This is a genomic window from Coprococcus hominis (ex Arizal et al. 2022), assembly GCF_040094675.1.
GTDB lineage: Bacteria > Bacillota > Clostridia > Lachnospirales > Lachnospiraceae > Coprococcus_C > Coprococcus_C hominis.
This window is the reverse complement of the sequence record NZ_JBBNHG010000031.1, coordinates 123,130-136,267: the sequence shown is the minus strand read 5'-3', so window position 1 is coordinate 136,267 and position 13,138 is coordinate 123,130. Positions and strand designations below refer to the sequence as shown.

9 protein-coding genes are annotated in these 13,138 nt (G+C 44.7%); all 9 read left to right on the top strand.

The features are described from left to right. Nucleotides 1-4 precede the first annotated feature (4 nt). The 9 genes from AAAT93_RS06255 (at nt 5) to ftsY (ending at nt 13,103) form a co-directional block, all read left to right on the top strand. Entirely contained in the window at nt 5-2,113 is a 2,109-nt protein-coding gene (locus AAAT93_RS06255; RefSeq protein WP_021985579.1) for a cell division FtsA domain-containing protein, read from the top strand. Between the two features lie 2 nt (nt 2,114-2,115). Continuing rightward, entirely contained in the window at nt 2,116-3,813 is a 1,698-nt protein-coding gene (locus AAAT93_RS06250; protein WP_118373568.1) for a diguanylate cyclase, read from the top strand. A 134-nt stretch (nt 3,814-3,947) separates the two neighbouring features. After that, nucleotides 3,948-4,952 carry a phosphate acetyltransferase gene (gene pta, locus AAAT93_RS06245; protein ID WP_021985577.1) on the top strand — a complete coding sequence of 335 codons (1,005 nt, stop codon included), beginning with the start codon at nt 3,948-3,950 and terminating at the stop codon, nt 4,950-4,952. A gap of 24 nt (nt 4,953-4,976) precedes the next feature. After that, entirely contained in the window at nt 4,977-6,167 is a 1,191-nt protein-coding gene (locus AAAT93_RS06240; RefSeq protein ID WP_117780172.1) for an acetate/propionate family kinase, read from the top strand. 101 nt (nt 6,168-6,268) lie between these two features. Then, nucleotides 6,269-6,448 (top strand): 50S ribosomal protein L32, encoded by a 180-nt coding sequence (gene rpmF / locus AAAT93_RS06235; protein ID WP_021985575.1) that lies wholly within the window; start codon nt 6,269-6,271, stop codon nt 6,446-6,448. A gap of 156 nt (nt 6,449-6,604) precedes the next feature. Next, nucleotides 6,605-7,627: a phosphate acyltransferase PlsX gene (plsX, locus tag AAAT93_RS06230; RefSeq protein ID WP_021985574.1), complete on the top strand. Its 1,023-nt coding sequence runs from the start codon at nt 6,605-6,607 to the stop codon at nt 7,625-7,627. A gap of 1 nt (nt 7,628) precedes the next feature. Beyond that, entirely contained in the window at nt 7,629-8,330 is a 702-nt protein-coding gene (rnc, locus tag AAAT93_RS06225; protein WP_021985573.1) for a ribonuclease III, read from the top strand. Between the two features lie 8 nt (nt 8,331-8,338). Beyond that, nucleotides 8,339-11,896, top strand: a complete 3,558-nt coding sequence (gene smc / locus AAAT93_RS06220) for a chromosome segregation protein SMC (RefSeq protein WP_021985572.1) — start codon at nt 8,339-8,341, stop codon at nt 11,894-11,896. Between the two features lie 13 nt (nt 11,897-11,909). Then, nucleotides 11,910-13,103 carry a signal recognition particle-docking protein FtsY gene (ftsY, locus tag AAAT93_RS06215; RefSeq protein WP_021985571.1) on the top strand — a complete coding sequence of 398 codons (1,194 nt, stop codon included), beginning with the start codon at nt 11,910-11,912 and terminating at the stop codon, nt 13,101-13,103. Nucleotides 13,104-13,138: the final 35 nt, after the last annotated feature.

Below are 13,138 nucleotides of genomic sequence, written 5' to 3'. Positions count from 1 at the left end.
AGGCGTGGCAACAGTGAAATATCCGGAACCTTTAATATTTGGACTGGACATCGGTACACGGAGTATCGTCGGTACAGTCGGATACAGAGAACAGGAGCGGTTTCATGTAGTTGCGATGGCTGTCAAATACCATGATACCCGTTCGATGATCGATGGACAGATCCATGATATCGCGAAGGTCAGTCAGGATATTGTCGAGGTAAAACAACAGTTAGAGAAACAGTTAGGCGGACGCAAATTGCATGATGTATGCATTGCGGCGGCTGGTCGTGTCTTAAAAACTGCGATCGGACACGGGGAGTATGAATTCTCTGAGAATACAGTTATTACACAGGAATATATCCATTCGATCGATCTGATCGGCGTGGAGCAGGCGCACAATGAGATTCTGCAGGAATTAAACGAGAGTCATGAGACAACGAAATATTTCTGTGTTGGCTATACCGTTGTGAAATATTTCCTGAACAATTACGAGATCACGAATCTGGAAGGACACAAGGGAACGAAGATTGCAGCAGATGTGCTTGCAACATTTCTCCCGGAAGAGGTTGTGGATAGTCTGTATGCGGCTGTGGAGCAGGCTGGATTGTATGTGACGAATCTTACATTGGAGCCAATCGCGGCGATGACGGTAGCGATTCCAGAGCAGTACCGCCTTTTGAATATTGCACTGATTGATATCGGAGCCGGAACGTCCGATATCTGTATCACAAAAGATGGAAGCGTGATTGCGTATGGTATGATCCCGGCAGCCGGAGACGAGCTGACCGAGGCACTGGTAAAGAAATATCTGATTGATTTCCAGACGGCAGAGAAGTTAAAGACGGTCAGTGCGCGTCGGAAATCAGTTACATATAAAGATATTATGGGAATCTCCCATAAGATTACTCCGGAGGAGATCTATCAGACGACGGAGGAAGTAAAAGAAGGAATCTCGAAGAAGATCGCGGATAAAATCATTGAGTTAAATGGTGGAACAAGCGTCAGCGCGGTGTTTGTAGTCGGCGGTGGTGGAAAACTGCCTGGATTTACAGATACACTGGCAGAGGATCTTGACCTTCCGGCAGAACGTGTAGCTCTGCGTGGCGAAGAAGTGATGAATACGATTGATTTTCAGGTAGAGGGGATCAAGAAAGATCCGCTCTATGTGACACCAATCGGTATCTGTTTGAACTTCTTTGATCAGAAGAATAACTTCATCTTTGTCAACGTAAATGGCGAACGTGTGAAGCTGTATAACAATGATAAGCTGACAATCTTTGATGCGGCAGTACAGTACGGTATTCCAAACGAAGATATCTTCCCGAAGCGCGGCGATGATATCACATTTAAGATAAATGAAAAGACACGGATCGTGCGTGGGTACAGCGGGGAAGCTGCGGTGATCACCCAGAACGGAAAGACCGCTGGTATGAACGCAGTGATTGAGGCGAACGATAACATCCGGATTCAGCCGTCTACAAAGGGCAAATCTGCGGAGATTGAATTATCGACACTTCCGGAATATGCGGGCATGCTGACCTTTAAGGTGAATGGAAACGAAGTATCCTGTCCGAAATTTGCAACCGTGAATGGTGAATTTGCATCGTCCATGTATCAGATTCAGGATGGGGATGATGTCTGTATGCGAAATTATTATACCGTGGGACAGTTGCGCACATTTATGGATCTGACGACGGATTTTTATGCGTATGTCAACCATCAGATTGCCGATGAAGATGAGAAGATTTATGAGAATTTTGAAGTAGAATTTGTCACCCGGAAGGAAGAAACGATTATTCCGGACGATGAGATCGTGGAAGTTGCAGACGAAGCAGCGGTCACAGAACCTGTGACGGAAGATACAAGTAAAACAGAGGCGGAGCAGAATGTGACACCGCAGCCACAGCCAGCACCAGCTGTAAGCCGGGCAATCACGGTTGTAGTCAATAAAACACCTGTCACTTTGACAGGAAAACAGAGCTATACATTTGTGGATATTCTGGATGTATATCCGTTTGATCTTTCTACGATGCATGGAAAGCGCCTTGTTACAAATGTAAATGGCATACATGCAGAATTTATACAGCCGATCGATGAAGGGGCTGTGATCGATATTTATTGGGAGAACTAGACATGCAGGATATTACGGAAAATCTCATTAAAAATTACACAGTATATCATAAGATTTTTTATGTATTTATGGTTTTGCTCACCGTGTTGTCACGCGTCATGAAGTTCACCGACAACACGCCGGTCTGCGTGACATTTGCAACTGTTGTGTTTGTGTTTGCACTGCTTGACAGTGTATTTTATCACATGGGCGTGTTTAAGAATATGAAGTTTTTGACGACTTTCCGGTTGATTGAGATTACTACATACAGTATTTTCGTATCATTTGTTCCGTACGAGGGCGTGCTGCTTGTCGGTATGTTTATGATTTTGTTCCTGCTTGCATTGGAATTCATTATTCTTGGTTCACACTATGACAAGGGAACGATTTTAGTCCGCAAGATGATGTTGCTTATACCGATGTTTATCAATCTGTGCCTGTCATTGCAGTTCCGGAGAGAGACATTCTGGTTCTGTTATGTGCTGGTGCTTGCAATCTTTGTCGTGACACTGTTGTTTGTGACGGAACTTCTCGAATATTCAAACGATGCACATGAGGCGTATTATACCCAGCTTGTGTTGGAACGGAATGATATACAGGATAAGAATGCAAAGCTCGAAGAGTATCAGGAAAAGGTAAAGAATGTAAATGAACGTGTGAATTACCAGAAGATTGAGCTGGCACGGGTCGTGAATGATCTGGAACAGGCAAACCGGGAAATCGAGTCCCAGACGGAAATCATGCGTTATATGGCGTCTTCGTTTGATATCAACAAGAATATCAATGTGATCGTCGATGCAATCATGGACGTAAAGAATCCAAAGCTCTGTGCGGTGTATATGGATGGAGCGGTTAATTCGGACAATCGTGGAATCTGTATTATCAAGACGGATTATGCTTCAATGGAACGCCGTCTGCGCAAGGATTTTGAGAAGATTTATTCGGATTTTGCCGAGAGCCGGAAGACGACGGAGCTGCTGGTCGGGGATGAATTAAAGGAGCTGCGTTTTATTGGTGAGACAAATATCAAGAGTCTGGTGAAGCTTGCGATGATCAACGACAACAAGCAGTATGGTATGATGCTGATCGCATCCAATGAGGAGAATTTTTTCGATAAGGGAATCTCGTACTATGAAACCTGCTTGGTGGAATATAATGTATCTGTCAAGAGTACAAAGCTTTATTTACAGACACAGGATATGGCGCGCAAGGATGGTCTGACACAGATTTACAACCGTGTTTATTTCGGACAGTTGTTTGCAGCGGCGGCAGAGGAAGCGACGAAGAAACAACAGCCGTTATCTGTGGCACTGTTTGATATTGATAAGTTCAAGAATATCAATGATACATATGGACATCTTGCCGGTGATAAGGTCATCAAGATGGTGGCATCCATTGACGATAAATTTGCAAGGGCACATGGGGGATTTGCCTGCCGGTATGGAGGCGAGGAATTCCTGCTTGTATTGCCGGGCTACGATGAAACGCAGGCATTGCCGATCTTAGAGGAAATGCATAAAGAGATCCAGACGACAATCGTGCAGTATGATGACAAGGAAATTCCAGTCAATGTATGTATTGGCCTGTCTGCATATCCGACGATCTGTAGGGATACCAATATCCTTGTAAACCGTGCGGATAAGTCGATGTATTATGGCAAAAAACATGGTCGTGGCAGACTGGTGGTGGACAATCCGGCGGTGGATGATATGCAGTCTTGAGATTCTCAAATAAAGATTAAAATTGTACGTGAAAAAAGACATTTATTTACAGATTTTTGGTTGTATACAAACCTTGATTTGTTTATAATGTAGAAAGATATGAGTTGAAACTATAAAAGCAGAGGAGAAGAGCAGTGGCATTTATTGATTCAATTAAAAAAAGAGCAAAACAAAACAAGAAAACAATTGTATTACCGGAAACTGCAGATATGCGTACATTAGAGGCGGCGCATAAGATTTTGCAGGAAGGAATTGCCGACATAATCTTAGTTGGTGACAAACAGACGATTATAAAGAAAGCAGATGGACTGGATCTGACAGGCGCGAAATTCGTAGATCCATATGACTGCGACAAGTTAAACGATTATGTATCCATTTTGGTAGAACTTCGTAAGAAGAAAGGTATGACGCCGGAAGAAGCAAAGGAACTGCTTTTAACAAACGTCCTGTATTTTGGCTGTATCATGGTAAAGGCAGGCGATGCAGATGGAATGGTTGCAGGAGCAGTGAATTCTTCTGCAAATGTATTGCGTGCAGCATTGCAGATCTTAAAGACTGCACCGGATACAAAGCTGGTATCTGCATTCTTCTTAGTTGTAGTACCAAACTGTGAGATGGGTGAGCATGGAACATTCATTTTCTCAGATGCAGGATTAAATCAGTTCCCGGATGCGAGAGAGCTTGCAGCAATCGCAGAGAGCTCTGCAAAGTCATTTGAACTTCTGGTAGAGGCAGAACCAATTGTGGCAATGTTATCCCATTCAACAAAGGGAAGTGCACATCATCCAGAGATCGATAAGGTGATCGAGGCATGTAGGATTGTCAATGAAGAATGTCCGAACCTGAAGTGTGATGGTGAATTGCAGAGTGATGCGGCAATTGTGCCGGAAGTAGCTGCTTCCAAGGCACCGGGCAGCGACGTAGCCGGAAAGGCAAACGTATTGATCTTCCCGGATCTGGATGCTGGAAATATTGGATACAAGCTTGTACAGCGTCTCGCAAAGGCAGATGCATATGGTCCGATTACACAGGGTATTGCAAAGCCGGTCAACGATCTGTCCAGAGGATGTTCAGCAGATGATATCGTCGGTGTTGTTGCGATTACAGCGGTTCAGGCACAGGCACTTGACCAGAAATAGAATAGTAAGAGAAAGCGTGAGAATATGAAGGTATTAGTAATTAATTGTGGTAGTTCTTCCCTTAAGTACCAGTTGATTGACTCGGACACAGAACAGGTACTTGCAAAGGGAATCTGTGAAAGAATCAAATTAGATGGTTCACTGACACATCAGGCAACTGGTAAGGAAAAGATACAGATTGAGGCACCGATGCCGGATCATAGCGCAGCAGTAAAGCTTGTACTGCAGTATCTGTTAGATGAGAAGCTTGGTGCAATCAAAAATCTGGATGAGATTGCAGCGGTTGGTCATCGTGTGGTACATGGCGGGGAGAAGTTTTCTTCTGCGGTTCTGATCAATGACGAAGTACTTGCAGCGATTGAGGAGTGCTGTGATTTAGCACCACTTCACAATCCAGCCAATCTGATCGGTATCCGTGCATGTCAGGAATTGATGCCGGGTGTTCCACAGGTTGCAGTGTTTGATACTGCATTCCATCAGACTATGCCAGATTATGCATATACATATGGTATTCCATATGAGTATTATGAGAAATACAAGGTTCGTCGTTACGGCTTCCACGGAACGAGCCACAGCTTTGTATCCAAGCGTACCGCTGAATTGCTTGGAAAGGATATCAAGGATACAAAGATTATCGTATGTCATCTTGGTGGTGGCGCGAGCATCTGTGCAGTTGAGGGCGGAAAGTCAATTGATACGACAATGGGACTTACGCCACTCGAAGGTATCACAATGGGAACCAGAAGTGGAAATATTGATCCAGCAATCATCGAATATATTGCGAACAAAGAAGGAAAGACACTCACAGAGATCATCAGTATGCTCAACAAGGAGTCCGGTGTTTATGGTATCTCAGGAAAGTCCAGTGACTTCCGGGATTTGAACAAGGGAATCGCTGAGGGCGACAAGCGCTGTGAGATTGCAATGAATGTATTTACCTATCAGGCAGCAAAGTTTATCGGCGGTTATGTAGCAGCGATGAACGGTGTCGATGCAATCGTATTTACAGCCGGTGTCGGTGAGAATGATCCAAAGGTAAGAAAAGATACATGTAGCCATCTCGGATATCTGGGTGTGGAGATTGATGATGAAGCAAATAAGCTCCGTGGAGAAGAGGTAAAGATCTCAACAGAGAATTCTAAGGTGCCAGTGTATGTCGTACCGACAAACGAGGAGCTTGCAATCGCAAGAGAGACTGTTGCACTTGCAAAATAAATATTTTATCAAAAAATGAAAAATACCGTTGACATCAGATAGATTTGTTTGTATAATAAGCAAAGTGTGATTTTAAGTGTATTCTTGAAGGAGGTGTAAGGATGTCCATTTGTCCTAAGAATAAAAGTTCAAAAGCAAGACGTGACAAGCGTAGAGCAAACTGGAAGATGACAGTTCCTGGCTTGGTAAAGTGCAGCAAGTGTGGAGCGCTTATGATGCCACACAGAGTATGCAAGGCTTGCGGTTCCTATAATAAGAAAGAAATCATCTCTGCTGAGTAATTCACTGAAATGAAAAAAAGACTTTTCATCGAGAGGTTCTCGTTGAAAAGTCTTTTTTTGTGCCTTGATTTCTTGACGAAAGAAAGGGATACAACTATAATATATAGGATTATGTGGTCTATCATGTTGTATAACAAGGAAGGGTTCGGATAAAGAATGGAAAAGATTGTAATAGCAATTGATACAATGGGTACGGATAATGGAAGTGCATATTTTGTACAGGGCATTGCGGAGGCGATGGATCTGTATGACGACCTTTCCTTTATCGTAACCGGTAAAGAAGAGGAATTAAAAACGTATATTGACCAGTACGGATGTGATAAGACGCGGATTGAGGTAGTCGATGCAACCGAGGAGATTACCTGTCATGATGCGCCGGTGGATGCTATCCGTAGAAAGAAGAATTCATCTATGGTATTGGCGTTAAATGCTGTCAAGGAAGGAAGAGCGGCGGCTTGTATTTCTGGCGGTAATTCTGGTGCGCTGCTGGCTGGCGGACAGTTTCTGGTTGGACGTGCAAAGGGGGTTAAGCGAACCCCACTGGCTCCACTCATTCCACATCGGTACGGCTCGTCGTTACTGATCGACTGTGGCGCAAATGTGGATGCAAAGCCAGAGAATCTGGTACAGTTTGCAAAGATGGGTTCTATCTATATGAAGAATATCGAGGGTATCGAGAACCCTCGTGTTGGTATCATCAATATCGGTGCGGAGGATGAAAAGGGAAACGAACTTGTGAAATCCACGATTCCGCTGCTGCGTGAGTGTAAGGACATCAACTTTATCGGTAGTGTAGAATCCCGTGATATCCCAAACGGTCCGGCAGATGTATTAGTCTGTGAGGCGTTTGTTGGAAATGTTCTGCTCAAATTCTTTGAGGGACTTGGTAAAATGTTTATGGCAGAGATCAAAGATACGTTAAAGAGCAGTGTCAAGACGAAGATCGGTGGTGCATTGATCTACAAACCGATTAAGAAAACCTTTAAGCGGTATATGGCGGATGATAAGGGTGGAGCACCATTGCTTGGCTTAAAAGGTCTGGTAGTAAAGATTCATGGCAACAGCAAGGATACAGAGGTACGCTCTGCCATCGAACAGTGCCGTAACTTTGTGAAAAAAGATGTTACAAATCAGATTATTCGTACATTTGTAGAGGAAGAAAACAAAGGGGAGAACTAACATGGAACATGAAGGATCACTCAGTGAGCTGGAAGCACTGATTGGATATACCTTTCAGGATATCAAACATTTGGAGACAGCAATCACGCACAAGTCCTTCGTCAATGAAAAGATGGTCGGACGCTATATGTCGTATGAGCGATATGAGTTTTTAGGTGATGCGATTCTGGAATTTATCGTGAGTAAGTATCTGTTTGAAAATTATCAGACGATGCCAGAGGGCGATTTGTCGAAGCTTCGTTCAAGTCTTGTCTGTGAGTTCACGTTGTCCAAGATTTCACGGGATTTGCGGTTTGGTGAGTTTGCCCGGTTCAGTAAGGGAGAGAGACAGACGGGCGGAGCTAACCGGGATTCGATTTTGTGTGATATGTTTGAGTCTGTGCTTGGCGCAATCTATCTGGATGGTGGTATGGAATGTGCAACCGCATATGTGGAGCGGTTTCTACTGCAGGATATCGAACATAAACAGCGCTTCCATGATGCAAAGTCCAAGCTGCAGGAATATGTGCAGAAGCATAAGATCAACCTGCAATATGAATTGTTGGCGGAGGAAGGTCCTGACCACAACAAGCAGTTTACCGTGCGCGTCGTGTTAGACGGCAAGGAGATGGCGCGGAAGGTGGCGCATTCAAAGAAAACAGCAGAGCAGTATGCAGCGTTTGAGACATTGGAGCTGCTACATCAGCCAACTGGAAAAAGGTAAGGTAACGTATGTATTTAAAAAGCATAGAAATATATGGATTTAAGTCCTTTGCAAATAAAATAATTTTCAAATTCAACAATGGTATTACAGGTATCGTTGGACCGAACGGTTCTGGTAAGAGTAATGTCGGCGATGCCGTGCGCTGGGTACTTGGTGAGCAGAGTGCGAAGCAGTTACGTGGTTCCAAGATGGAGGATGTTATTTTCTCTGGTACAGAGCTTCGAAAACCGCAGGGCTCGGCATATGTGGCAATCACACTTGATAACAGCGATCACAGCCTGCCGATTGATTATAATGAGGTAACGGTTGCCAGACGTGTGTATCGTTCTGGTGAGAGTGAGTATCTGATCAATGGTGTTGTCAGCCGTTTGAAGGATGTCAATTCCCTGTTCTTCGATACTGGTATCGGTAAAGAGGGATATTCGATTATCGGACAGGGACAGATCGAGCGGATTCTGTCAGGAAAGCCGGAGGAACGCCGGGAGCTGTTCGATGAGGCGGCAGGAATTGTTAAATATAAGAAGAATAAGGCAGCAACAGAAAAGTCACTGGAGAACGAGCGGGCAAATCTTTCCCGTGTGAAGGATATTCTCGGGGAACTGGAAAAACAGGTTGGTCCTTTGAAGGAACAGTCGGAGACGGCACGGAAGTATCTGATCTTCAAGGACGAGTTGAAGAAGCTGGATATCAATGCATTTCTCTTAGATGTCGATGATACACAGGTAAAGCTGGAATCCTACGAGGAGAAGCTATCCATTGTGGAGACAGATGCGTCACGTCTGAAGGATGAATTCGAGGCAGCGAAGGATGAATATGAACGCATTGAGCAGCAATTGGAATCCTATAACGAGAAGATTGATACATCGAAAAATGAGATTCATGAGAAGAAGCTCAGCAATCAGCGGTTAGAAGGCGAGATGAACGTTATCAACCAGCAGATTCTCTCATATCAGCAAAGTGATGCGGGGCTGCTCGAACAGATTGAGAAAGAGACGAAGAATCTGGAAAAGCACAAAGCGGATCTTACCGGATTGTATGAGGAGAAATCCCAGTTGGATGAGAAGCTGGATCAGGCAGATGATGTGCTTGATGAGGCAAAAAAACAGTATCAGGATCTGGAACAGGATATTACCGCGAAGGAACAGGCAATTGAGGATGCCAAAGCAGATATTATCGAGTATTTGAATGAAGGCGGTACGTTAAAGGCAAAGGTCGGCAGATACGATACGATGCTGGAAAACATCAACCTTCGTAAGACAGAGCTTAAGAAACGGCTGCTGGAATATACGAGCGAGGAAGAAAAAGCAAAGACGGAGGAAGCACAGCTTACCTCTGGAATCAAAGAGTTAGAAAGTGAATTGCAGGAAAAAAATGGACAGTTTACGGCTGTTCAGAACCTGATCACGGATCACAGCCAGAAGCTTGAAGAAAACCGGCGTGGCGTCACGGAGACGAGTAACCAGATCGTCAGCCTGAAATCCAAGAAGGAAGCGTTGCGCAATCTGACGGAACGTTACGAGGGATACGGAAACAGTATTCGCCGTGTCATGGAGCAGAAGACGAAGAATCCGAAGATCGTCGGCGTTGTGGCAGATATCATACAGGTAGATAAGCGGTATGAGACAGCTATTGAGACGGCACTTGGCGGAAGTATCCAGAACATTGTCACAGAGGATGATGCAACAGCCAAGAGTATGATCGCGTATTTGAAGCAGAACCGGTTTGGACGTGCAACATTCCTGCCGATTCAGTCAATCGTCGATCGCTCCGGGGTGAGTAACGATGTAAAGCGGGAACCGGGCGTTGTTGGTACCGCATCCGAATTGGTTGGATATGATAAGAAATTCCAGTCGATTATCGGACATCTGCTTGGACGAATCGTAGTTGTCGATCACATCAACCATGCGATGGCGCTTGCAAAGAAGTATAAACAGAGTCTGCGTATCGTGACGCTCGAGGGAGAACTGATCAATCCGGGCGGTGCGCTGACCGGTGGTGCATTTAAGAATACATCAAATCTGCTTGGAAGAAAGCGAGAGCTTGAGGAAATTGATGAACAGATCGAGAAGCTTTCCGTGAAGCTGGAAGAACATAAGAAGCAGATTACATTCCTGACGGAAGACCGTGAGAAACAAAAAGGTATCCGTGACGAATTAAATACGGAGATCCAGAATATGAACATCCGTATGAATACATATACCCTGAACCTTGAACAGGTACAGGCAAAGCTGGCTGAGGTAGAACGCGGATTTGCAAGCATCAATCGCGAGAATGGTGAGCTTGCAGCGCAGATCGACGAGATCAATGCAAACAAGCAGGAATTAAAGGATAACAACCAGAAGCAGGAGGAAGCCATTCACGAGCTGGAAGCGGAGATTGCGAAGCTTGAACAGGCAGTGACTGAGGAAAAAGGTAGGCTGCAGGGTGCTTCAGATTCAATTAACAAGCTGAATCTGGAGTTCAATACCGTACAGCAGCAATATGAGTTCCTGATGCAGAATATCCATCGTATCAAGACGGAGGAACAGGTAGCAAAGGAGAACCTGCAGACGCTGAATCTAAAGCGGAACAATGGAAACGAAGAGGTTACGACGCTCACAAAGCGGACAGACAGCTTAAAACAGCAGTTCGATGAGAATATCCGTATGATCGCGATTAAGGAGAAGAAACTGGAAGAACTCATTTCAGGTAAAGATGCTTTGAATGAGAGTCACAAAGAATTTTTCCATAAACGTGAGGAATTGTCGGAGCAGATCAATGGACTGGACAAATCGGCATTCAAGATCAATGCATCGATTGAGAAGTTGTCCGAACAGGCGGAAAGTCTGAATAATTATATGTGGGAAGAATACGAGCTGACCTATAATCTGGCACTTGACTATAAGGATGCCGGATTCGATGATATCTCATCACTCAAGCGCGAGATTTCGGCAGTGAAAAATAAGATCAAACAGCTCGGCGATGTCAATGTCAATGCCATCGAGGATTACAAGCAGGTATCCGAGCGATACGAGTTCTTAAAGGGACAGCATGATGATATCTGCAAGGCAGAGGCAAATCTTGTAAATATTATTGCAGAGCTTGACCGGGCAATGCGGGAACAGTTTGCGGAGAAATTCAAGGAGATCCGTGTGATGTTCTCGAAAGTATTTAAGGAGCTGTTCGGTGGTGGTAAGGCTGACCTTGAGCTTGTTGATGAGGAAGATCTGCTCGAAACAGGAATCAAGATCATCGCACAGCCGCCAGGAAAGAAATTGCAGAATATGATGCAGCTTTCCGGTGGAGAGAAGAGTTTGACGGCGATTTCTTTGCTTTTTGCAATCCAGAGTTTAAAACCGTCACCATTCTGTCTGCTGGATGAGATTGAGGCGGCACTCGATGATTCGAATGTCAAGCGATTTGCCAAATATCTGTCCAAGCTGACAAAGGACACACAGTTTATCGTCATTACACACCGTAAAGGTACGATGGAAGCCGCAGATATCCTGTATGGTATCACAATGCAGGAAAAGGGCGTTTCGACACTTGTATCGGTGAATATGATAGAGAATGAATTGGATGATTAAGGAGGTGTAAGATATGGGTTGGTTTACCAAGAAGAAAAAAGGGGAAACTACAGAAGAGGAACTGCAGGAAGTGCAGACACAGGAAACTGTTGCAGAAGCAGAAGAAGTGGAGACAGAGAAAGAGATATCTGAGGTTCCTTCGGAGACAGTTGATACAGAGATTCCGGCTGAGATACCAGCGGATGAGCCAGGAGAAGCTCCAGCTCCACAGAAAAAGGGCTTCTTTGCAAGATTAAAGGAAGGGCTTACAAAGACACGTAACAGCATTTCAGATAGCTTCAACAACTTGTTCAAGGCAAGCGAGTTAGATGATGATTTTTACGATGAGCTGGAAGAGACACTCGTTATGTCCGATATGGGTTATGAGACGACGGAACGGATCGTAGAAGATCTGAAAGCACGTGTCAAGGAAGAACATATCAAGGAAGCACAGGCATGCCGGGATCTGGTAATCAATATTATACGGGATCAGATGCAGGTGGATGAGACAGCCTACGATTTTGAGAATAAGAAAACAGTTGTGCTGGTAATCGGTGTCAACGGTGTTGGAAAGACCACTTCGATCGGAAAGCTGGCAGCCCAGTACAAGGCACGAGGCAAGAAGGTGCTGATGGCGGCGGCAGATACATTCCGTGCAGCGGCAATCGACCAGTTAAAGACATGGGCGAACCGTGCCGGTGTAGATATTATCGCACAGAATGAGGGCGCAGATCCGTCGGCGGTTGTCTACGATGCAGTTGCGGCAGCAAAAAGCCGGAATACAGATATCCTGCTGATCGATACAGCTGGACGTCTGCACAACAAGAAGAACTTGATGGATGAGCTTGCGAAGATGCGTCGCATTATTACAAGAGAGTATCCGGAAGCAAATGTGGAGTCACTGATCGTGTTAGATGGCACGACGGGACAGAATGCATTAGAGCAGGCAAGACAGTTCAGCTCCGTGACCGAGATCAACGGTATTATCATTACGAAGCTGGACGGAACAGCGAAGGGCGGTATTGCGATTGCAATCCAGTCAGAACTCAATGTTCCGGTCAAATACATTGGTATCGGCGAGCAGATCGACGATCTGCAGAAGTTTGATCCGAACAGCTATGTGAATGCATTGTTTGCAGATTTTGATATGCGTTCGGATGTGGAGATTCTCGTCGATGAGAATATCGAGAATATTCCGAAAGATGATGACTTGTTTGATATGAATTAAACAGGGTTTTGCATAAAAGAAACTTACAGGAAAGA

Coding starts and splice junctions, on each gene's coding strand:
- rpmF (WP_021985575.1), top strand. CDS start 6,269: ATGTCCATTTGTCCTAAGAATAAAAGTTCAAAAGCAAGACGTGACAAG.
- rnc (WP_021985573.1), top strand. CDS start 7,629: ATGGAACATGAAGGATCACTCAGTGAGCTGGAAGCACTGATTGGATAT.
- AAAT93_RS06240 (WP_117780172.1), top strand. CDS start 4,977: ATGAAGGTATTAGTAATTAATTGTGGTAGTTCTTCCCTTAAGTACCAG.
- smc (WP_021985572.1), top strand. CDS start 8,339: ATGTATTTAAAAAGCATAGAAATATATGGATTTAAGTCCTTTGCAAAT.
- plsX (WP_021985574.1), top strand. CDS start 6,605: ATGGAAAAGATTGTAATAGCAATTGATACAATGGGTACGGATAATGGA.
- ftsY (WP_021985571.1), top strand. CDS start 11,910: ATGGGTTGGTTTACCAAGAAGAAAAAAGGGGAAACTACAGAAGAGGAA.
- AAAT93_RS06250 (WP_118373568.1), top strand. CDS start 2,116: ATGCAGGATATTACGGAAAATCTCATTAAAAATTACACAGTATATCAT.